This is a genomic window from Nocardia asteroides (assembly GCF_900637185.1).
Lineage (GTDB): Bacteria > Actinomycetota > Actinomycetes > Mycobacteriales > Mycobacteriaceae > Nocardia > Nocardia asteroides.
Genome location: NZ_LR134352.1, coordinates 2,109,974 through 2,131,144, shown reverse-complemented (window position 1 = coordinate 2,131,144; position 21,171 = coordinate 2,109,974). Strand labels below are relative to the sequence as shown.

At 70.3% G+C, this 21,171-nt stretch carries 24 protein-coding genes and 1 pseudogene; 11 read left to right on the top strand and 14 right to left on the bottom strand.

Features of this window, described 5'->3' with window-relative positions; genetic code table 11:
* Window positions 1–53: 53 nt before the first annotated feature.
* Window positions 54–686, bottom strand: coding sequence for a TetR/AcrR family transcriptional regulator (locus EL493_RS09890; protein WP_019045451.1), 633 nt, complete (start codon window positions 684–686; stop codon window positions 54–56).
* 100 nt (window positions 687–786) lie between these two features.
* Here EL493_RS09890 and EL493_RS09885 point away from each other — a divergent pair, with 100 nt between their 5' ends.
* Genes EL493_RS09885 through EL493_RS09870 form a run of 4 tightly spaced genes read left to right on the top strand, consistent with a single transcriptional unit; the run spans window position 787 to window position 3,473 of the window.
* Window positions 787–1,707, top strand: coding sequence for a sigma-70 family RNA polymerase sigma factor (locus tag EL493_RS09885; RefSeq protein WP_019045450.1), 921 nt, complete (start codon window positions 787–789; stop codon window positions 1,705–1,707).
* 39 nt (window positions 1,708–1,746) lie between these two features.
* Window positions 1,747–2,622, top strand: a complete 876-nt coding sequence (locus EL493_RS09880) for an oxidoreductase (RefSeq protein WP_022565460.1) — start codon at window positions 1,747–1,749, stop codon at window positions 2,620–2,622.
* A gap of 51 nt (window positions 2,623–2,673) precedes the next feature.
* Complete coding sequence (locus EL493_RS09875) at window positions 2,674–3,108, top strand: glucitol operon activator (protein ID WP_030204208.1); 435 nt, start codon at window positions 2,674–2,676, stop codon at window positions 3,106–3,108.
* Window positions 3,105–3,473 carry a DUF3817 domain-containing protein gene (locus tag EL493_RS09870; protein ID WP_019045447.1) on the top strand — a complete coding sequence of 123 codons (369 nt, stop codon included), beginning with the start codon at window positions 3,105–3,107 and terminating at the stop codon, window positions 3,471–3,473. Before EL493_RS09875 ends, EL493_RS09870 begins: the two co-directional genes overlap by 4 nt.
* 163 nt (window positions 3,474–3,636) lie before the next feature.
* On the opposite strand, the gene rdgB is transcribed toward EL493_RS09870, so the two are convergent.
* From rdgB to clpS, 10 genes and pseudogenes are all read right to left on the bottom strand, one after another.
* Window positions 3,637–4,242: an RdgB/HAM1 family non-canonical purine NTP pyrophosphatase gene (rdgB, locus tag EL493_RS09865; protein ID WP_022565461.1), complete on the bottom strand. Its 606-nt coding sequence runs from the start codon at window positions 4,240–4,242 to the stop codon at window positions 3,637–3,639.
* 2 nt (window positions 4,243–4,244) lie between these two features.
* Window positions 4,245–5,012: a ribonuclease PH gene (gene rph / locus EL493_RS09860; RefSeq protein WP_030204207.1), complete on the bottom strand. Its 768-nt coding sequence runs from the start codon at window positions 5,010–5,012 to the stop codon at window positions 4,245–4,247.
* A gap of 66 nt (window positions 5,013–5,078) precedes the next feature.
* Window positions 5,079–5,843, bottom strand: a complete 765-nt coding sequence (locus tag EL493_RS09855) for a cyclic nucleotide-degrading phosphodiesterase (RefSeq protein ID WP_022565462.1) — start codon at window positions 5,841–5,843, stop codon at window positions 5,079–5,081.
* A 69-nt stretch (window positions 5,844–5,912) separates the two neighbouring features.
* Window positions 5,913–6,638 (bottom strand): rhomboid family intramembrane serine protease, encoded by a 726-nt coding sequence (locus tag EL493_RS09850; RefSeq protein WP_019045443.1) that lies wholly within the window; start codon window positions 6,636–6,638, stop codon window positions 5,913–5,915.
* 275 nt (window positions 6,639–6,913) lie between these two features.
* Window positions 6,914–7,876 (bottom strand): PLP-dependent cysteine synthase family protein, encoded by a 963-nt coding sequence (locus EL493_RS09845; protein WP_019045442.1) that lies wholly within the window; start codon window positions 7,874–7,876, stop codon window positions 6,914–6,916.
* 1 nt (window position 7,877) lies between these two features.
* Complete coding sequence (locus EL493_RS09840; protein WP_019045441.1) at window positions 7,878–8,156, bottom strand: MoaD/ThiS family protein; 279 nt, start codon at window positions 8,154–8,156, stop codon at window positions 7,878–7,880.
* Between the two features lie 35 nt (window positions 8,157–8,191).
* Entirely contained in the window at window positions 8,192–8,578 is a 387-nt protein-coding gene (locus EL493_RS09835; protein ID WP_232017312.1) for a Mov34/MPN/PAD-1 family protein, read from the bottom strand.
* A gap of 144 nt (window positions 8,579–8,722) precedes the next feature.
* Window positions 8,723–9,778 (bottom strand): P1 family peptidase, encoded by a 1,056-nt coding sequence (locus tag EL493_RS09830; RefSeq protein ID WP_019045439.1) that lies wholly within the window; start codon window positions 9,776–9,778, stop codon window positions 8,723–8,725.
* A 23-nt stretch (window positions 9,779–9,801) separates the two neighbouring features.
* Window positions 9,802–10,283 (bottom strand): annotated as a pseudogene (locus EL493_RS33960) (DUF2017 family protein).
* Between the two features lie 101 nt (window positions 10,284–10,384).
* Window positions 10,385–10,735 (bottom strand): ATP-dependent Clp protease adapter ClpS, encoded by a 351-nt coding sequence (clpS, locus tag EL493_RS09820; RefSeq protein WP_019045437.1) that lies wholly within the window; start codon window positions 10,733–10,735, stop codon window positions 10,385–10,387.
* 121 nt (window positions 10,736–10,856) lie between these two features.
* Here clpS and EL493_RS09815 point away from each other — a divergent pair, with 121 nt between their 5' ends.
* The 6 genes from EL493_RS09815 (at window position 10,857) to EL493_RS09790 (ending at window position 17,817) form a co-directional block, all read left to right on the top strand.
* Complete coding sequence (locus EL493_RS09815) at window positions 10,857–12,110, top strand: nicotinate phosphoribosyltransferase (RefSeq protein WP_232017311.1); 1,254 nt, start codon at window positions 10,857–10,859, stop codon at window positions 12,108–12,110.
* Window positions 12,111–12,210: 100 nt separating this feature from the next.
* Window positions 12,211–12,777: an isochorismatase family protein gene (locus EL493_RS09810; RefSeq protein ID WP_030204206.1), complete on the top strand. Its 567-nt coding sequence runs from the start codon at window positions 12,211–12,213 to the stop codon at window positions 12,775–12,777.
* 137 nt (window positions 12,778–12,914) lie between these two features.
* Entirely contained in the window at window positions 12,915–13,451 is a 537-nt protein-coding gene (locus tag EL493_RS09805; RefSeq protein ID WP_019045434.1) for a DMP19 family protein, read from the top strand.
* A gap of 61 nt (window positions 13,452–13,512) precedes the next feature.
* Entirely contained in the window at window positions 13,513–15,558 is a 2,046-nt protein-coding gene (locus EL493_RS09800; protein WP_019045433.1) for an ATP-dependent DNA helicase, read from the top strand.
* A 91-nt stretch (window positions 15,559–15,649) separates the two neighbouring features.
* Entirely contained in the window at window positions 15,650–16,354 is a 705-nt protein-coding gene (locus tag EL493_RS09795; RefSeq protein ID WP_036836826.1) for a hypothetical protein, read from the top strand.
* Window positions 16,355–16,488: 134 nt separating this feature from the next.
* Complete coding sequence (locus tag EL493_RS09790; protein WP_198041196.1) at window positions 16,489–17,817, top strand: glycosyltransferase 87 family protein; 1,329 nt, start codon at window positions 16,489–16,491, stop codon at window positions 17,815–17,817.
* Here the strand turns inward: EL493_RS09790 and EL493_RS09785 are convergent, their stop codons facing one another.
* Window positions 17,818–18,630 (bottom strand): hypothetical protein, encoded by an 813-nt coding sequence (locus EL493_RS09785; RefSeq protein ID WP_019045430.1) that lies wholly within the window; start codon window positions 18,628–18,630, stop codon window positions 17,818–17,820.
* Window positions 18,631–18,943: 313 nt separating this feature from the next.
* On the opposite strand from EL493_RS09785, the gene EL493_RS09780 reads away from it, so the two are divergent.
* Window positions 18,944–19,180: a hypothetical protein gene (locus EL493_RS09780; protein ID WP_022565465.1), complete on the top strand. Its 237-nt coding sequence runs from the start codon at window positions 18,944–18,946 to the stop codon at window positions 19,178–19,180.
* Between the two features lie 55 nt (window positions 19,181–19,235).
* Here the strand turns inward: EL493_RS09780 and EL493_RS09775 are convergent, their stop codons facing one another.
* Window positions 19,236–19,649, bottom strand: coding sequence for a hypothetical protein (locus EL493_RS09775; RefSeq protein ID WP_019045428.1), 414 nt, complete (start codon window positions 19,647–19,649; stop codon window positions 19,236–19,238).
* 64 nt (window positions 19,650–19,713) lie between these two features.
* Window positions 19,714–21,075, bottom strand: coding sequence for an NCS2 family permease (locus EL493_RS09770; RefSeq protein WP_019045427.1), 1,362 nt, complete (start codon window positions 21,073–21,075; stop codon window positions 19,714–19,716).
* Window positions 21,076–21,171: the final 96 nt, after the last annotated feature.

Genomic DNA, 21,171 nt, shown 5'->3' with positions numbered 1-21,171 from the left:
GCTTTCCGACCGTGCGTGGCGTCTCAGTGACACGGCAGCAATCACATCGCGACTCAGCGCACGGCGTAGCCGCCCAGTCCCGGTTCCAGCGCGGCGAAGGCGGTGCGCGCGTAATCGGCCATGGCGGCGGCGATCTCGTCACCGGGCTCGCCGGCCAGGGTGCGGCGCAGGATCTCCTCGAACAGCACCCGGTGGACACCGGCCAGCTGGGCCGCCGCCACGCGCGGGGTGATGTCGCCGGGGGCGGCGCCGGTGGCCTCGGCGAGCGCCAGCGCCAGCGCGGCCCGCTGGTCGTCGTGGAATTCGCGCAGCCGGGCGACCAGGGCCGGGCTGTCGGTGATCATCTTCGCGAACGGCTGCCCGCTGAACCCGATCACCGGATCCTGCGCGGCCACCCCCGCCAGGTAGACCTCGCGCAGCGCGGCCAGCGCCGACTTTCCCGGCGCGCGGTCGCGCACCACGGCGGCGAGTTGTCCGGCGAAGACCTCGCCGAGGTCGAGCGCGAGGTCCTCCTTACGCGGGAAGTAGTTGGTGACGGTCATCTTGGCGACGTCGGCGGCCGCCGCGATCTCGGCGATCGTCACCTTGTCGAAGCCGCGCTCGAGGAACAGCTCGGTCGCGCGGTGCGAGATCTGCTCCCTGGTCTGCTGTTTCTTCCTGGCCCGGAGCCCCGGTTGCGTCGTCATGCCCGAACCATACCTGAATCCGTCACAAATTTATGCTTGACATATTTTTAGGTTCGCTCTAAGTTTATTTCCGTCCGGCCCAGACCCGAACGGAGCTCACTTGACCGTCACCGCCGATTCCGTCCGCGACTACCTCACCGCCATCGCCCGTACTCCCCTGCTGACCGCCGAGCAGGAATACGCGCTGGGCGCGCGCATCGCCGCGGGCGTGGCGGCGCGCGCCGAACTGGACGAGAACGCCACGGCGGGAATCGAACCCAGCGCAGAGCGGCGGGCCCAGCTGCGCCGCACCGAGGTCGACGGCCTGCGCGCGAAGGACCACATGGTGCGCGCGAACCTGCGGCTGGTCGTGTCGATCGCGCGCCGGTTCCCCACCACCACCGGCATGTCGCTGCTCGACCTGATCCAGGAGGGCACCCTCGGGCTGATCCGCGCGGTGGAGAAGTTCGACCACACGCGCGGGCTCAAGCTGTCCACCTACGCCACATATTGGATCCGCCAGTCCATCGGCCGCGCGCTCACCGACCAGGGACGCACCATCCGGCTGCCCTCGAATGTGGCCGACGTGCTGCACCGGGTCGTCCGCGTACGGCGTGAGCTGGCGCATCAACTGGGCCGCACGGCCACCGTCGAGGAGCTGGCCGCCGCCGCCGAACTCACCGTCGCCCAGGTCGAGGCGATGCTGCGCTACGAGGCCGAGCCGGTGTCGCTACACGCGCCGATCGGCGAGGACACCGAGCTGGGCGCGCTGCTGCCCGACACCGCGCCCGCACCGGGCGATGTCGTCGCCGACCGGATGCTGCGCGGCTACGTCGACACCGCGCTGGCCGCACTCACCGAGCGCGAGTCGGCCGTCATCCGGCTGCGCTTCGGCCTGGACCGCGGCGAGGGCCGCACGCTGGAGGAGGTGGGCGCCGCGCTCGGCCTGTCGCGGGAACGGGCCAGACAGCTCGAGGCCAAAGCGCTCACCAAGCTGCGCCGCCCCGGCTGCACCCGTACGCTGGCCGGGTTGCTCGGCTGAGCCCTTCCCGCCGATCTTACTCCGGAGTAAGATCGGCGCATGGCATGGAAACCAACTGACATCGCGGACCAGAGCGGGCGCAGGTTCGTGATCACCGGGGCCAACGGCGGCCTCGGTACCGAAACCACCAAGGTGCTGGCAGGCAAGGGCGCCACGGTGATCATGGCCTGCCGCAACGCGGCCAAGGCCCAGCCGATCGCCGACGCCATCCCCGGCGACGTCCGGGTGGCCGCACTGGACCTGGCCGATCTGGCTTCCGTGCGCGCGTTCGCCGAACAGCAGGGCGAATTCGACGTGCTGATCAACAACGCCGGCCTGATGAACATCCCGTTCTCGCGCACCGCCGACGGCTTCGAGACCCAGTTCGGCGTCAACCACCTCGGCCACTTCGCGCTCACCGCGCTGCTGCTCGACCGGATCACCGACCGGGTGGTCACCCTGGCCAGCATCGCGCACAAGCAGACCCCCAAGCTGTGGATCGACGACCTCAACTACGACAACCGCCGCTACCAGCGCAACCTCGCCTACGCCCAGGCCAAGCTGGCCAACCTCATGTTCGGCCGCGAACTGCAGCGCAGGCTCGCCGAGGCGGGCTCGCCGAAGAAGTCCTACGCGGTGCACCCCGGCGTCTCGGCGACCGACCTGTTCGCCCGCACCGAGACCCCGCTGGACCGGGTCTCCAAGCCGTTCATCAAACTCATCGGCCACCCGCCGGCCAAGGCCGCGCACTCCACCCTGTTCGCGGCGACCGAGCCCGCCGCCGACCCCGCCGTCTACTGGGGCCCCAACCGCTGGATGCAGTCGCAGGGCCCGGTCGAGGCGTGCCCGTCGAGCGCGATCTCGCGCAACCCGGAACTGCTGCGCAGGCTGTGGGAGGAATCCGAGCGGATGACCGGGATCACCTACAAGTTCTGAGGCCACGACCTGCTCCTACGCCGCGTGTAGTAGGCGGGTACCGTGGAGCGCGTGTCCGCTTCACCGCCCCGCCCGACGCACAACCGGCCCGCCCTGATCGCGCTGGTCGTCGTCGTGGCGCTCGGCTGCCTCGCGCTGGCCTGGTGGCAGTGGGAGCGGTTCGAATCGGCGTCCGGCACCGGCCAGAACCTCGGCTACGCCCTGCAATGGCCGCTGTTCGCCGCGTTCGCGGTGTTCGCCTACGTCCGCTTCGTGCGGCTCGAGCGCGAAGCCGAGGAACCGGCGGCGGCGAGCCCGCGCACGGCGAAGGCCGCGGCGCCGCGCGAGATCCCCGCGGGGATCCTGCCCGAACGGCCGAGCGCCGCGCCCGCCGACGACCCGGAGACGGTCGCCTACAACCAGTACCTGGCGAGTCTGCACGCCAGCGACATCGATGCGCAGGTCCGCTCGGCCGGCCTGCACGCCCCTGAGAGGAACGCCGGGTGACCACCGACAAAGACACGACCGCTCCCTCGATCGAGCAGGCGGCCGCGCCCGCCGCCGCCGCCAAGATCGGCCCGGCGCTGCAGCGATACCGGGTGCTGGCGTGGGTCACCGGTCTGTGGCTGCTGCTGCTCACCGGCGAGATGATCGCCAAGTACGGCTTCGGCGTCGACACCCCGAGCTGGATCGCGGTCGTGCACGGCTGGGTGTACTTCGCCTACCTGCTGGTCACCGCCGATCTCGCGGTGAAGGTGCGCTGGCCGATCGGCCGCACCGTCGGCACCCTGATCGCGGGCACCATCCCGCTGCTGTCCTTCTTCGTCGAACACCGCAACGCCAAGGACGTCAAGCAGCAATACCAGCTGTGATCTTGGAGCGCTGGCGCGCTCGAGTCGCGGCCCCTGGTGTCCCGTCGGTCAGGCACCGTTGCTTGCTCCTTCGTCGCGTACGCAACGGCACCTGACCGACGGGACGGCCGCGACGGCCGCTGCGCGGCCTGCCCCTCCTCGGGGTCGGGGCACGCGGGGCTGATCAGGCCAGGGCGGCCAGTGCCGGGATGAGCTGGGTGAGGGCCCGGCCGCGGTGGGAGACCGCGTCCTTCTCGGCGGGGGTGAGTTCGGCGGCGCTGCCGGTGCCGCCGTCGGGGCGGAACAGCGGGTCGTAGCCGAAGCCGCCGTCGCCCGCGGGCTCGCGGGCGATCGAGCCGCGCCACTCGCCCCGGACCACGGTGGTGGTGCCGTCGGGCAGCACCAGCGCACAGGTGGAGACGAAGGCGGCGCCGCGGCGCTCGTCGGGTACGTCGCCGAGCTGGCCCAGCAGCAGGGCGTTGTTCGCGGCGTCGTCGCCGTGGCGGCCCGACCATCGCGCCGACAGCACGCCGGGCATGCCGTTGAGCGCGTCCACCTCGATCCCGGAATCATCTGCCACACAGGGCAATCCGGTGGCCACCGCGCCGTCGCGGGCCTTGGCGATCGCGTTCTCCTCGAAGGTGGCCCCGGTCTCCGGCGCCTCCTCGTAGGGCGGCACGTCGGCCAGGCTCAGCAGTTCGATCCCGGCCACGCCCGCCTCGTCGAGGATCCGGCGCAGTTCCTTCAGCTTCTTGGCATTGCGGCTGGCCACCAGTACACGCACGGCCACGGTCACTTCCTCGCGGCGGCGGGCTCGGGCAGTTCGCCCGGGTACGGCAGCGCCAGGGCTTCCTTCTGCACGGCGAACAGCTGCTCGCAGCCGGCCAGCGCCGAATCCAGCAGCTTGTCCAGGGTGGAACGCGGGAAGGTCGCGCCCTCGCCGGTGCCCTGGATCTCCACCAGGGTGCCGGTGTCGGTGGCCACCACGTTCATGTCGACCTCGGCGCGCGAATCCTCTTCGTACGGCAGGTCCAGGCGCACCCGGCCGTCGACCACGCCGACGCTCACCGCGGCGATCATGCACGAGATCGGTTGCGGGTCGGCCAGTTTGCCCGCGGCGGCCAGGTAGGTCACCGCGTCGGACAGCGCCACGTACGCGCCGGTGATGGCGGCGGTGCGGGTGCCGCCGTCGGCCTGCAGCACGTCGCAGTCGATGGCGATGGTGTTCTCGCCCAGCGCCGCCAGGTCGATGCAGGCGCGCAGCGAGCGCCCGATCAGCCTGCTGATCTCCTGGGTGCGGCCACCGACCCGGCCCTTCACCGATTCGCGACCACTGCGGGTGTGGGTGGCCGCGGGCAGCATCGCGTATTCGGCGGTGAGCCAGCCCAGCCCGGAATCCCGGCGCCACGGCGGCACGCCCTCGGTGACGCTGGCGGTGCACATCACCCGGGTCTGCCCGAACTCGACCAGCACCGACCCCGCCGGATGCTTGGTGAAGCCACGGGTGATCCTTACCTCGCGGAGTTCGTCATCCGCCCTGCCATCGGCTCGTCTCGACACGGACAACACCCTAGCTCGTCCGCCTCTGCGCGACTCAGCGTGTCGTTGGAGAGGTAGGGAGTTCCGCTACAGGTCGAAGGTCTCTCCGGGCGACACCGCGTGGACCGGTCCCGCGAAGGCGGCCTTGGCCTCGGCGATGACGTCCTCGCGGGAGGTCCACGGGGGGATGTGGGTGAGCAGGAGCTCCTTGGCGCCGGCGCGGGTGGCGATCTCGCCCGCCTCGGTGCCCGAAAGATGAATGCCGGGAGGGCGATTGGCGGGATCGTGGGTCCACGACGCCTCGGCCATCAGGACGTCGGCGCCCTGGGCCAGCTCCACGACCGCGTCGCACATGGCGGTGTCGCCGGTGTAGACGAACACGCGCCCGTCGTTGGCGGTGATCCGCAGGCCGTAGGACTCCGGCGGGTGGTACATCCGGCGGGCCTCGACCGTGTGGCCGGGACCGAACGGGACCGGCACGTTCTCCACCCACGCCTGCGAGTCGATCACGTCGGACCAGTCGTCGGTCTCGCCGCCGATCTCGGCGGAGGCGTTGCCGATGCGCAGTGCCGCGTCGGAGGGCCCGCGCACCAGCGCCTGCCCCTGCGGCGGGTTCGGGTGGTAGCGCCGCCACACCAGCAGCGCGGGCAGATCGAGGCAGTGATCCGCGTGCAGGTGGGTGAGGAAGATGTCGACGTCACCGGGGTTCATGTGCTTCTGCAGGGCACCGAAGACACCGGGGCCGAAGTCGATGACGGTCGGCCTCATATCCGGGCCCGTCAACAGGTAGCCCGACGCTGGAGAGTCCGGGCCGGACACGCTGCCCGAGCACCCGAGGACGGTAAGGCGCATGCCCCCATGCTGCCACGACGTGCTGGTGCTCAATGCAGGATCCCCCCATTTTCCAGACCGGATCCCCGGCTACCGCGTAGGTACTGCGCGGCCGACCGATGCTCCACGGCGGCGTCGACGTTCATCACCAGAGAGTACCCAGCCCGCCAGGACTCCACCCACCGCCCCGAAAAGATGTCCCTGCCAAGAAATTCGGGGGTCGCTGGGCAGCACTCCCCACAGCATGGAGCCGTACAGCACGAAGATCACCACACCGAGCACGATCTGCCCCACATTGCGGGCGAACCATCCACGGCAGATCAGGTAGGTGAGCCAGCCGAACACCAGCGACGACGCGCCGACGTGCACACTGCCCGCCGACCCGGTCAGCCAGGTGCCGACCCCGGCCACCACCCAGATGATCGCGGTGGCGGCGATGCCGCGCCCGATGCCCGACAGCAGCACCAGGAAGCCCAGGATCAGCAGCGGCAGGGTGTTGGCCATCAGGTGGTCCCACCCGCCGTGCAGCAGCGGCGCCCAGAGGATGCCGTCGAGCCCGTCGACCTCGCGCGGTTCGATGCCGCCCGCGTCGAGCTGCCCCGGCGCACCGGCCGGCCGATCGGCCGAGAGCACCGCGTCGACGCCCTCGATCACATACAGCGACCCGACGAATCCGACGATCACGACCGCGGCGCGCGTCCACGCCCGCAGCCCTTGGCGCCGGGCGGGCGGCGTCACGCCGGGCCGGCCTTGCAGCCCGGCGATCCGATCCGGATCGAACGAGGCCCCGATACCTCCGCCACCGCTCACCGACATCGCCTCCGCTCAGGCCGGCCGATCCCCGGCCACTCCAGCCAAGGGTACCGACTGACTTGCCGACAGGACCCGACCCAAAGGAGGGACAGGCCGCGCAGCCGTCGTCGGGGTCGGCCCCACAGGCCCCGACCCCGAGGAGGGGCAGGCCGCGCAGCGGCCGTCGCGGCCGTCCCGCCGGTCAGGCGCCGTTGCGAAGGCGACGAAGGAGCAAGCAACGGTGCCTGACCGGCGGGACCCAAGGGGCCGCGACTCGAGCGCGCCAGCGCTCCAGCAACTCAAGCCCAGAGCTGGCCGTCGAGCCGCTCCTCGGCCTCGTCGAGGGTGCCGTCGTAGGCGCCGGTGGACAGGTACTTCCAGCCGCCGTCGGCGACGACGAAGGCGATGTCGGCGCGCTTGCCCGCCTTCTGCGCCTTCTTCGCCACGCCCAGCGCCGCGTGCAGGATCGCCCCGGTGGAGATGCCGGCGAAGATGCCCTCCTCGCCGACCAGCTCGCGGGTGCGTTTCACCGCGTCGTACGGGCCGACGGAGAACCGGGTGGTGAGCACCGTCTCGTCATAGAGCTCCGGGATGAAGCCCTCGTCGATGTTGCGCAGCCCGTAGACCAGTTCGCCGTAGCGCGGCTCGGCGGCGACGATCTCGATGCCCGGCACGTTCTCGCGCAGGAACCTGCCGGTGCCCATCAGGGTGCCGGTGGTGCCGAGTCCGGCCACGAAATGGGTGATCTCGGGCAGGTCGGCCAGCAGTTCCGGTCCGGTGGTCTCGTAGTGCGCGAGCGCGTTGGCGGGGTTGCCGTACTGGTAGAGCATCACCCAGTCCGGGTTCTTCGCGGCGATCTCCTTGGCCATGGCGACGGCCTGGTTGGAGCCACCGGCGGCCGGCGAATCGATGATCTCGGCGCCGAACATGGTGAGCAGCTGACGCCGCTCCACCGAGGTGTTCTCCGGCATCACGCAGACGATCCGGTAGCCCTTGAGCTTGGCCGCCATGGCCAGCGAGATCCCGGTGTTGCCGCTGGTGGGCTCCAGGATGGTGCAGCCGGGCGTGAGCAGCCCGTCGGCCTCGGCCTGTTCGATCATCCGCAGCGCGGGCCGGTCCTTGATCGACCCGGTGGGATTGCGGTCCTCCAGCTTGGCCCACAGCCGCACGTGGTTCTCGCCGTCCCACTGCGGGGACAGCGTGCGCAGGCCGACCAGCGGGGTGTTGCCGAGGGTCGCGATGAGCGAGTCGTAGCGGGCCACGTCAGCGCGCGCCGCCGGCCACCGCCGGCAAAATGGTGACCGACGCGCCGGCCGGGACCTCGGCCTCCAGGCCACCGGCGAAGCGCACGTCCTCGTCGTCGACGTAGATGTTGACGTAGCGGTTGAGCTTGCCGTCCTTGAGCAGGCGCTCGGCCAGGCCGGGGTGGTTGGCGTCGAGGTTGTCGATGAGCGCCGACAGCGTCGACCCCTCACCCTGGACGCGCTTCTCGCCTCCGGTGAGGCCACGCATGATGGTCGGGATGGACACGGTTACCGGCATGAGGACTCCTCGGGTATGACTCGGGTTCGGTGGGTTCAGGCGTCGTAGGAATCGACGATCCGCACGGGTTCTTCGGTGACCTCGCCGTCGACGATCCGGTAGCTGCGCAGTTCGTGCCGCTCGGGATCGCGGGTGGAGATCAGCACGTAGTGCGCGAACGGCTCGGAGGCGTAGGAGATGTCGGTGCGGCTCGGGTAGGCCTCGGTGGCGGTGTGCGAGTGGTAGATGACGACCGGGGTCTCGTCGGCGTCGTCCATCGCGCGCCAGACCTTCAGCTGCTCTCCGGAATCGAAACGGTAGAAGGTGGGCGAGCGTTCGGCGTTGAGCATCGCGATGAAGCGTTCGGGCCGGTCGCTGCCCTCCGGACCGGCGATGACGCCGCAGGCCTCGTCGGGGTGGTCGGCGCGCGCGTGCGCGACCATCGCGTCGACGAGATCGGCCCTGATCACCAGCACTTCTCGACCCTTTCCACGAACAGACCTGCGTGCCGTCGAGCACCACCTCGACAACGCACCCACCCTATTCGGCTATTCCGGGCACCGCGCACACCGGTCCCCACCAGCGGTTCAGGGGAACAGATCGCGGTAGGCCGGGATGTCGGCGATCGAGGTGGCGCTCAGGACGGCGTCCACGACGGCGCGTTCGACCACCACCGCCGCCGCCGTGCACAGCTGGTCGAGCAGCAATAGGTCGCCGGGAAAGGCGCCGGGCAGCGGGATCGGCGGTATCTGTTTCGTGCCGGTCGACAGCGCGAACAGGGTGTCGCCGTCGAGCGGGGAGTGCACCGGGCGGATGGCCCTGGCCAGCCCGTCGTGGGCGGTGGCGGCCAGCCTGCGGCAGCCGATCGGGTCGAGCGCGGCGTCGGTGGCGACGACGCCGATGGTGGTGTTGAGCACCGTGGTCTTCACCGGCAGTGCGTTGAGCGCCGCGATCTCGGCGTCGGTGCCCGCGCGCAGGCCGAAGAACTCCGGGCCGTCGGTGCCTGCGCCCCACAGCAGCCCGGTGCGCGGATCCACCACCGAGCCGACCGGATTGGCCACGATCACCGCGCCCACCGTGACACCGGCGCCCGGCCCGTCGGCGAGAACCACACTCGCCGAACCGATTCCGCCCTTGAGCGCACCGGCCCGCGCACCCACGCCCGCACCCGCGGTGCCGCGTGCGAAGTCCACCCCGGCGGCCTCGGCGGCGAGGAAGCCGAAGTCGGCGTCGGGACGCACGTCCCACGCGCCCACCGGCAGGTCGAAGATCACCGCGGCGGGCACGATCGGCACCACCCGGCCGGGATCGGCCGGGTCCATCGGGATGCCCTCGCCGTGCTCCTCCGCCCAGCGCATCACGCCGTCGGCGGCGGCCAGCCCGTACGCGCTGCCGCCGGTGAGCAGGACCGCGTTCAGCTGCCGCACGGTGTTGGCCGGGTCGAGCAGGTCGGTTTCCCTGGTGCCAGGTCCGCCGCCGCGCACGTCGACCGCGGCGGTCGCGCCGCCGGGGACCCGCACGACCGTGCAGCCGGTGGCCGCGCCGGTGCCGAGGGTGACGGTGGCGTCGAGCACGTGGTGGTGACCCACCAGCACGCCTGCCACATCGGTGATCGCGTCGCGGGGCCCGGGTGCGCTGCGCATGACCCGACCCTAGCCCCGGTCGATCAGGGCGCCAGCGCCTGCAGCAGCGAGTCCTGCATCCAGGTCAGCCAGTGGTAGACGTCCAGGTGCGGGGCGCGGGGATCGCTCGGATCGAAATGGTCGGGCGTGTCGTCGTCGATGTCGAGCAGCGTGCCCAGCGCCAGCCGGATGTCGGTGAGCGCGGCCAGCCAGGCGTCGGCCTGCTCGGGGTGAGCACGATCTTGCCGCCCAGCTCGGGACAGCTGTCGAGCACGGCCTGCCCGGCGGCGAGTTTGGCGTCGATGATCTCCGGCTCGTGCAGGCTGCGCAGCGCGGCGTTGAGGTCGGCGCGCTTGGCGTCGGGCGAGCCGGGTTCGGCGCGGTGGAAATCGGGCAGCAGGCGCAGCAGCTGCGGGTCGTCGGGTGGGGTGGAGTTGCCGGTGCGCAGGCCGGTCAGGGCGGCGAGTTCGTCCTCGGGCGCGTCGGCGGCACGGTCACTGAGCAGCCCGGAGACGGCGCCGATCAGGGAGCGCAGGACGGTGGCCTCGTGCTCGTCCATCTCGGATCGGAGCTTCAGGCCACTCAGCGAGTTCTTCCTGGTCCACTTGCGCACAGGGCCTACGGTACTCAGTCGTCGCGCTGCATGGTTGCCCAGAGTCCGGCGGCGTGCAACCTGCGCACGTCCTGTTCCATCTTGTCGCGGGAACCCGAGGACACCACGGCCTTGCCCTCGTTGTGCACCTGCAGCATCAGCTCGGTCGCCTTGGCTTTGCTGTAGCCGAACAGCTTCTGGAAGATGTAGGTGACGTAGTGCATGAGGTTCACCGGGTCGTCCCAGACCACGGTGACCCAGGGCCGGTCCTCGGCCTCGAGGATCTCGGTCTGCTCGACCGCCTCCGGGGTCGCCTGCGCCGCGGAGAGTGCGGCGTTCACGGCGTCGGTGACGGCGCCGGGTCGAACGGGATTGCACACGGCCATAAACCCCAGGGTACGACGCGGCCACGCAGAAACAACACCCGCGGTGACTACAGTTTCGGGTGTGCAGATCCGTGACGAGTTCGCCAGCACCGCGTTGCTGACCGATCAGTACGAGCTGACCATGCTGGCCGCGGCCCTGGCCGACGGTTCGGCGCACCGGCAGTGCACCTTCGAGGTGTTCGCCCGGCGATTGCCGAACGGGCGCCGCTACGGCGTCGTGGCGGGTACCGGACGGTTGCTCGACGCGCTGGCCCACTTCCGCTTCGGCCCGGCCGAGCTCGACGTGGTGGCCCGTTTCCTCGACCCGGCCACCGTCGACTGGTTGCGGGAGTTTCGCTTCACCGGCGACATCGACGGCTATGCCGAGGGTGAGCTGTACTTCCCCGGCTCGCCGATCCTGACCGTGCGCGGCAGCTTCGCCGAGTGTGTGCTGCTCGAGACGCTGGCCCTGTCGATCTTCAATCACGACAGCGCCATCGCCTCCGCCGCCGCGCGCATGGTCAGCGCGGCCGCGGGCAGGCGGATGATCGAGATGGGCTCGCGGCGCACACACGAGCTGGCCGCGCCGTCCAGTTCCCGCGCCGCCTACCTGGCCGGATTCGACGCCACCTCCAATCTGGAGGCCGTGCGCGGCTTCGGCGTGCCCGGCGCGGGCACCAGCGCGCACGCGTTCACGCTGCTGCACAGCGGCGCCGACGGCGAGCACGAGGCGGCCGCCTTCCGCAGCCAGGTCGACGCGCTCGGCATCGGCACCACCCTGCTCGTCGACACCTTCGACATCACCAGGGGCGTCGCGACGGCGATCGAGGTGGCGGGCCCGAAGCTGGGCGGCGTCCGGATCGACTCCGGCGACCTGGGCGTGCTGGCCCGCCAGGTCCGCGACCAGCTCGACGGGCTCGGCGCCACCGGCACCCGCATCGTGGTCTCCGGCGACCTGGACGAATACGCCATCGCGGCCCTGCGCGCCGAACCGGTGGACGTCTACGGCGTCGGCACCTCGCTGGTCACCGGTTCGGGCGCGCCGACCGCGGGCATGGTCTACAAGCTCGTCGAGGTGGACGGCATCCCGGTCGCCAAGCGCAGCAGTCACAAGCAGTCGCGCGGCGGGACGAAGAAGGCGGTGCGGCTGGCCCGCGCCACCGGCACCATCGTCGAGGAGATCGTGTACCCGGCGACGGGAGAAGCACCGGCCACCAACGGTTTCCAGGTGCGCGAGCTCCAGGTGCCGCTGGTCCGCAAGGGCGCGGTGGTCGACGGGGTGGCCACGCTGGCGCAGAGCCGGGACCGGGTCGCGCGCGGCCTGGTGAGCCTGCCGTGGGAGGGGCTCAAGCTCTCGGCGGGCGAGCCCGCGGTGCCGACGACCTTCCTCGGCTGAGTAGCCGCCGTGGCGTCCACGGCGGAGAATGGGGCCGCGACGCCGGACGGATCCGGGTTCGGCGCTACCGGCGATCGGCACAACGGAGGTGGAGGACGTCATGGCACGTGGTCTGGTGATCGTGGACGTACAGAACGACTTCTGCGAAGGCGGTTCGCTGGCCGTGGCCGGCGGGGCCGCGGTGGCGGCGGCCATCAGCGCCCTCGTGGCGGCCGAGCGGTACGACGCGGTGGTCGCGACCAGGGATTATCACGTCGATCCCGGGCCCCACTTCTCGACCGAGCCCGACTACGTCGACACCTGGCCGCCGCACTGCCGGGTCGGCACACCCGGCGCCGACTTCCATCCGGCCCTGGACACCGGCCCGATCCAGGAGGTGTTCTCCAAGGGCGAGTACTCGGCCGCGTATTCCGGCTTCGAGGGCGCCTCCGCCGACGGCGTCGCCCTGGCCGACTGGTTACGAACCAACGGGGTCGACAGCGTCGACGTCGTCGGCATCGCCACCGACCACTGCGTCCGCGCCACCGCGCTCGACGCCCGCGCCGCCGGCTTCGACACCCGCGTCCTGCTCGATCTCACCGCGGGCGTCGCCCCGGCGACCGTCGCCACCGCGCTGACCACCCTGCGCGAGGCGGGCGTCGAACTGTCGGGCGAGCTACCGGGCTGACGACACCGAAGCTGCTCCCGGTGCGGGCAGGCAGTCCATTGCCTGCGCGAAGTGGGCGTCGAGTGACCGTGTCGACGGCATCCACCACCGCGACCACACCCGGGTGCGGGCCTTCCGCGTCCCGCTAACCTGCACGCATGGACTACCGATTCCCGGCGCGGGCGCGCGACCGGCTGAGCACCGCGCTGGCCGAGCTCGACAATATTCACGACGCCGCCGATCTGGTCTTCTGGTCCAACCCGATCACCGACGACCTGCAGCGCCTCGGCGTCGGCGCCTTCGCCGAGCTCCCGCCCGCCTTCGCCCACCTGCTGGCCCTGTCGAGCCTGCACACCAGCGTCCTGGACGCCGGTTTCGGCAGTTATCTGCGCACCCGCCGCGGCGAACTCCCCTGGGCCACCCGCGGTTTGCGCGCCGCGGGCATGCCGCGCCTGGCCGCGGCCGCGGTGCTCGCCGCCCGCGACGCCACCGCGAGCTCGGCCGCCGACGACCTGGACCGCTTCTTCGACGACGAGCACCAGGTGCTGGCCCACCCCGACCAGATCCGCCGCCCGGCCGGCGACCGCGCCGACGACCCGGACGAGATCTACGACATCAACGAGCCCGCCGACTTCGAGGACCGCGTCCTCGACTACATCCGCGCCCACCTCGACGACTTCGTCCGCGAGTCCTGACCCGACAGCGCGCGCCAGCGCTCCAACAAACACTGTCCGGGGGTGCCGATAAGGTGACTGCGTGCCCGAACTCCCTCCCGTCGCCGATCTGCTCGCCACCGCCGTGCACGCGCTGGGCGGCAAGGAACGCACCGGTCAGACCAGCATGGCGACCGCGGTCGATCACGCGATCGACACCAAGGAGCACCTGGCGGTGCAGGCGGGCACCGGCACCGGCAAGTCGCTGGCCTACCTCGTCCCGAGCCTGCGGCACGCGGTGCGCACCGGCCGTACGGTGGTGGTGTCCACCGCGACGATCGCGCTGCAGCGTCAGCTCGTCGACCGCGACCTGCCGCGGCTGGCCGAGGCCCTGGCGAAGCCACTGGGCCGGGTGCCGCAGTTCGCGATCCTCAAGGGCCGCAACAACTATCTGTGCCTGAACAAGATCAACAGCGTGATCCCGGAGGACACCGGCGGCGAGGCCGAACTGTTCGACGCGTTCGCCATCTCCAAGCTCGGCCGCGAGGTGCAGCGGCTCAACGAGTGGGCCTCCGACACCGAGACCGGCGACCGCGACGAGATCGCCCCCGGCGTGAGCGACCGGGCCTGGCGGCAGGTGAGCGTGTCCTCGCGCGAATGCCTCGGCAAGACCCGCTGCCAGTTCGGCCAGGACTGCTTCGCCGAGAAGGCGCGCGCGGAATCGGCGCAGGCCGATGTGGTGGTGACCAATCACGCGCTGCTGGCCATCGACGCGATCAGCGGCATCCAGGTGCTGCCCGAACACGATGTCGTCGTCATCGACGAGGCGCACGAGCTGGTCGACCGGGTCACCGGCGTCGCCACCGCCGAACTGGCCGCGACCGCGATCAGCGCCGCCGCCCGGCGCTGCACCAAGCTCATCGACGAACGCGAGGTCGACCGGCTCGAAGGCGCCGCCGAGGCGTTCCACGAGGCGCTCGAGGACATGCCGCCCGGCCGCTGGGATCAGCTCCCCGACGGCATCGCCCCCGTCCTGGCCCTGGTCCGCGACGCCGCCTGGAACGCGCGCACCGCCCTCGCGCCGTCGGGCAGCGTGAAGGCCACCGACGATCCCGACAACGCGGCCGCCCGCACCATGGCCGTGGCCGCGCTCGACGACGTGCACGACGCGGCGGTGCGCACCCTCACCGCGTTCGAGGAGGCCGACCCGGCCGCGCGCCGCGATGTCATCTGGATGTCGGCCGACGAGCTCCGCGGCGTCGCGCGCCGCACCCTGCGGATGGCGCCGCTGTCGGTGGGTGGGCTGTTGCGCAGCAGGCTGTTCGGCACCGCGACCGTGGTGCTCACCTCGGCGACGTTGCAGATCGGCGGCTCGTTCGACGGGCTCGCGATCACCTGGGGCCTGCCGTCGCAGTCCTCGGGCAAGGTCGATCCGGCACTGGCCAACGGCGCCACCGCGCCCGCGGACATGGAGTCGGTGCGCTGGAGTTCGCTCGATGTCGGCTCCCCGTTCGACCACGCCAAGTCCGGCATCCTCTATGTCGCCAAGCACCTGCCCGCGCCCGGCCGCGACGGCCTGTCCCCCGCCTACCTCGACGAGATCGAACAGCTGATCACCTCGGCGGGCGGGCGCACCCTGGGCCTGTTCTCCTCGATGCGCGCGGCCAAGGCGGCCACCGAGGCGCTGCGCGAGCGGCTCGACACCCCGGTGCTGTGCCAGGGCGACGATTCCATGGGCGCGCTGGTGCGCAAGTTCGCCGACGACCCGGCCACCTCGCTGTTCGGCACCCTCACGCTCTGGCAGGGCGTGGACGTGCCCGGCCCGTCGCTGAGTCTGGTGATCCTGGACCGCATTCCGTTCCCCCGCCCGGACGATCCGCTGCTCACCGCCCGGCAACGGGCGGTGGAATCGCGCGGCGGCAACGGCTTCATGACCGTGGCCGCCAACCACGCCGCGCTGCTGCTGGCCCAGGGCACCGGCCGGTTGCTGCGCAGCGTCGACGATCGCGGCGTGGTCGCGATCCTGGATTCGCGCTTGGCCACCGCACGCTACGGCGGCTATCTGCGCGCCTCGCTGCCGCCGTACTGGGAGACCACCGATCCCGAGGTGGTCGCCAAGGCGCTGCGCCGCCTCACCGCGTCGGCCTGACCTGAGGGACTTTTACGCGAGTCTTGCAATCGTCATGACCACACGCGTGAATTCACTACCGGGCGAATGCAAGACGTGAGAACGTTGGCAGATGAAGCACCACGCCGATGGCGAGGTACTCGGCGAATTTTTGGTCAGCGCAAGATCTTTGGCCGAGTACCGCGCGATGTTTCACCTGTCCGACGACGATCTCAGCGGTCGCAGAGTCCTCGATTGTCCCGGCGGCGCAGCGAGTTTCGCCGCTGAGGCAACCGCACTGGGCGCCACCGTCACCGCGATCGATCCGATCTACGCCCGGGCGACCGACGACCTGGCGGTCGACGCGGTCGCCGAGAACGACCGGGCGGTGGCCTGGGCCGCCGCCAACGCCCACCGGTACCGCTGGGACTGGTACGGCTCCCCCGACGACCACGCCGCCATCCGGCGCGGCGCGGCGCGGCGTTTCGCCGCCGACCTGCGGGCCACGCCCGAGCGCTACCTCGCCGCGAGCCTGCCCGAACTACCCCTGCCCGACAAATCTTTCGACCTGTCGCTGAGCTCGCACCTGCTGTTCAGCTACGCCGACCGGCTCGACGCCGAATTCCATCTGTCCGCCCTGCTCGAACTCTCCCGCGTCACCGTGGGCGAGGCCAGGCTCTACCCCCTGCTCGACTACACCGGCGCGCCGCTGGACGACCTCGTCGCCCACCTGCGCACCGAACTGCACGACAAGGGCATCCCGACCACGCTGCGCAAGACCCGCTACGAGTTCCATCACGGCGCCGACACCATGCTGGTCCTGCAACCGGCGGCATGAGCGGGACCCGCGCCCCGGCCAGCGGTTTCATACCGATCGCCTACCGACGGCGGGCCGGGGCGCGGCACCGCCAGGGGTGGGCGGTAGGTTCTTAGTCGTGCATACGATGCGAGCCGGCCGGTAGCACGGCCGTGGTGGAGAAAACTCGACGCCCGGAATTCCCGCGCACGATCTCGACGCTCCTCCTACTACTCGGCGCCGCCGTTCTCGGCGTGACCCTGCTCTTCACCACGATGGACCCGTGGCTGGACAAGGGCGGCATCCTCGTCGGCGGCCTCGACGTGCACATCTATCGCGACGGCGGCTGGCGGGTACTGCACGATCGCGCCCTCTACGTGGAGCCGACCCACTACGGCCTGCTCTACACCTACACCCCGTTCTCGGCGCTGGCGTTCCTGCCGCTCAACCTGATTCCGTGGGCGCACGTCACCACCACCTGGATGGTGCTCAATCTGCTGGTGCTGTTCACCTGTGTGCTGCAGAGCTGGCGGATGCTCGGCTACCGGGTGACCCCGCGGCTGGCCGTGGTGAGCGCGTTGATCACCCTGGCCTGCACCTTCGCCGAACCGGTGCGCACCACGCTCTACTACGGCCAGATCAACCTGTGGCTCATGCTGCTGGTGCTGTGGGACTTCTCGCGCGGCGAGCACAGCAGGTTGCGCGGCGTCGGCGTCGGCATCGCGGCGGGCATCAAGCTGACGCCGCTGTATTTCGTCGCCCAGTATCTGGCGCAACGCCGGTGGCGCGCGGCCTGCACCGCGGCGCTGACCTTCCTCGGCTCGATCGCGCTGACCTCGCTGATCCTGCCGGGCGACTCCTACCAGTACTGGACCTCGACCTTCTTCCAGTCCGGCCGGATCGCGCCGGACACCCACCCGGCCAATCAATCGCTGCGCGGCGCGATCGCGCACCTCATCGACCGCCCGGCGCCGATCTGGCTGTGGCTGCTGATCGCCGTCCCGATCACGCTGGTCGCGCTCTGGCTGGCGGCCGTGCTCGTGCGGCGCGGTGAGCCGCTGCTGTCGGTGACCCTCGGCGGTCTCACGGCGTGCGCGGTGTCGCCGTATTCGTGGGGCCACCACTGGGTCTGGTTCGTGCCGCTGCTGGTCTACCTGATCCACCGCGCGCAGACCCGCCGGACCTGGTGGTTCGCCGCGGCGGGCCTGTACCTGGCCATCGCCGCCTGGACCTACGGCTACTCCCCCACCTGGGTCAGCGTCGGCACGTTCCTGCTCCCGCCGTCGTGGCCGGGCTCGCCGGTGTTCATGAACGTCTACGTGGTGCTGTATCTGATCGTGCTGGGCGGCATTGTCAAGCTGGTCCGCGCGCCGCGCGCCGATCCCGCGCCGATCGAGCCGATCGTCATCGCGCCACCGGAACCGGACCCGCTGCGGGTCGCCCGGCTGCCGCGGGTCGCCGACGGGACACGCCCCGACGACGACCGCCCGGCCATGGTGGACTGACTATCCGCAGGCCCAGTCGAACACGCCCGATTCCAGGTCCAGCTGGGCGTTGCCGCCGCCGAAGTTCATCCCGGAGATCTCCTCGATCTCCAGGTAGTACGGGGTGAGCCCTTCGGGCAGGGCCTGGACCGGGAAGGCGGTGCCGCCGAGGTGACAGCGGCCGAACAGCGGCTCGGCCCACGGGGTCCAGCCGGAGTCGTCGGTGAGCGGGTCCTGGTAGCGGGTGTTCGGCTCGTACTCCACCGGCGGGATACCGACATTGGGGTCGCCGACCCGCTCGGCCAGCCAGACACCGACGGTGGGGTGCACGTCGTCCCAGGCATTGCAGCCCTCGTCACTCGCCACCGGGGAACCCGGCAGGCGCACGTCGGCGGGCGCGGCCACCGGGCCGCCCGCGAATTCCGCCTCGGTGAGCCAGATCAGCGCGAAGACGCCGCCGATCTCGTCGTGCAGCAGTTGCAGCTGGGCGTGCAGCTTGGTCGAGACCAGGTCGCGGGCGACCGGGTCGTCGGAGGCGGGGTCGGGCTCGACCGGATTCGTCGCGTCGGCGAACTGGCCCTCGCCCTGGAAGAACGCGACGGCCGGAAAGCCGGGGCCGCGACGCTGGTAGTCGACGGGCAGGCGCAGGGTCAGCGCGTGCATCATGGGCAGCCCGGTGACCGGTCCGCGCGGCCAGGTGGCCGGGTCGATCGCCGGTCCCTCGCTGCCGATCCAGCCGGAGCGGACCGGCGCGTCGAGCGTCAGCGGTTCACCGCCGGGCGTCTCCGCCAGTTTGTCCGCCGAATCCCCGAAACCCAGGTCGTAAGCCTTCATCGCAGCTCTCCTCTTCTTCCGCGGACGGTGCCCGGCGCTTCGTGATGCGCCGCCGCCGAGGGTATCGGGTACCGGCGACAGCCGCGGGCACTGCGTGGAACCGCGGGCGTACGGCCGATGACCAATCGCCGTCACCCGCACCGAAAGCGGCGACGCGGCAACCGCCCAGAGCTAGGCCATCGAATCGACTCTGCCCCAGCACAATTGACCGAGTTAGCGACGAAAGATCATTGCAACCCCATGGCGATCCGAGATAACCTCGCCATGTGATCGTCCAGCAGTTGGAGATCACACCGAAATTGGAGGGGGAACAATGAAGAAGACCCGTGTTCTGGCCGCATCGCTGGCTGGCTGTGCATTGATGATCGGGGCAGCATCGACCGCGAACGCGGATCCGCGCATACTCCACTGGAAGATAATCGGCGATTACGCCACGCAGCAAGAATGCTACTTCGCGGCTGCCGACTACATCGGGCAGAATCCGAACCAGCGCGACTATCAGTGCGAATTGACACCCAACGTCCGGTGGCGACTCTGGGTTCGCAAGTAACGAAGACAACGTGCGGGGGTCGCCAGAAGGCGACCCCCGCACGGAATCTCTCAGCTCACCACGCCATGGTGGCGTAGCTGACCAGCGTGCTCTCCGACTCCTGCGACAGCTTCCAGGTGCCGTCGATGTTCTTCCAGGTCACCGGGATCGGGAAGGCGTAGTCGCCCAGGCGGCTGTTCAGGGTGGCCGACAGGGTGTCGCCGTCGACGGTCACCGGACCGGAGACGTCCCAGCTGTAGCCCGGGATGCGGTTGACGGTGTCGCGGACAACGGCCAGGCTGCCGGCATTGCCGGACTCGAGCTCGGCGGAGGAGCCGTTCATGGCCGCCTGCAGCTTGCCCTGCAGCTCACCGGCCGACGGGGTGGCCGGGGCCGCGATCGCGGCGGGCGCGGTGGCGACGACAGCGGCGGTGACCGGAGCGAAGATGGTGGCAACCGCCATCGACGCGGCGACGAGCGAGCGCTTCATAGGTAAATCTCCTTCAAGCTTGGCTAGGCTAGCCTAAGTATAGGCACACCTACGGGACGAACACCTACTCGACCAAGAAGAAGAAGTACGCGAGGAACAGCACCATCAGCGCCCACATGGCCGGGTGCACTTCCTTGATCCGGCCCCGCGCCACCATCACCACCGGGTAGAAGATCATGCCCATGGCCAGGCCGTTCGCGATCGAATAGGTCAGCGGCATCATGATCACGGTGAGGAACGCGGGCACCGAGTATTCGAGGTGCTGCCAGTCGATCTCGCCCAGCGAGCGCGCCATCAGCACGCCGACCACGATCAGCGCGGGCGCTGTCACCTCGGCCGAACCGGCGATCACCGAGAAGATCGGATAGCAGAACATCGCGACCACGAACCAGCCCGCCGTGGTCACCGCGGTGACACCGGTCCGGCCGCCCGCCGACACACCCGCGGTCGATTCCACATAGGCCGTGGTGGTGGAGGTACCGATGATCGCGCCCGCCGTGGTGCCGACCGAGTCGGCCGCCATCGCGCTGCGCGCCCGCGCCAGCGTGCCGTCCTTGTTGAGCAGACCCGCCTGGTTGGCGACGCCGATCAGCGTGCCCGAGGCGTCGAAGAAGTCGACGAACAGCATGGTGAGGACCACCACGATCATCTGCCCGGTGAACGCGTCCGGCAGGTGGATGATCGCCTGGCCGAAGGTCTGATCCAGGCCCTTGGGCAGTTCGGCGATGCCGTCGGGGATGCCGACGAGCCCGGTCACCATGCCCAGGATCGTGGTCGCGACGATGCCGTAGAGCACCGCGCCGTGCCAGCCGACCACCAGGAAGGTCACCGTCACCGCCAGCCCGAACAGCGCCAGCAGCGTGGTGCCCTTGGTGAAATCGCCGAGGGTGACCAGGGTGGCGTCGCTGTTGACCACGATGCCGGCGTTCTTGAGCCCGAGGAACGCCACGAACAGGCCGATGCCCGCGCCGACGGCGAACTTCATCTGCAATGGAATGGCGTTGAGGATGCGCTCGCGGACCTTGGTGATCGCCAGGATGAAGAAGATGATGCCCGACAGCAGGGTCCCCGACAGGGCGACCTGCCACGGGATACCCATGCTGAGCACCACGGTGTAGGCGAAGAACGCGTTGAGGCCCATGCCCGGCGCGAGCGCGATCGGGTACTTCGCCCAGATGCCCATGACCAGCGTGCCGAAGATCGCGGCCACCGCGGTGGCGGTGAACACCGCCTGCATCGGAATGCCCTTGTCGCCCAGCGCGCCCTCGTCGCCGAGGATCGACGGATTCACCGCCAGCACATAGGACATCGCCAGGAACGTGATCGTGCCCGCCATCGCCTCGCGCTTGAAGGTGGACCCGCTCGACGTGACACCGAAGTATCCGTCGACGCGCCGTCGGGCGCGGGTTACGACATCGCTGGCCATGACACTCCAGTCCGCGTTTCAGAGAAGAAGGATGCCCCGGAACGGTAGCGGAAAGTTCACTGAATCGAACAACCCGCCATCCGTGTCCCGATCGCC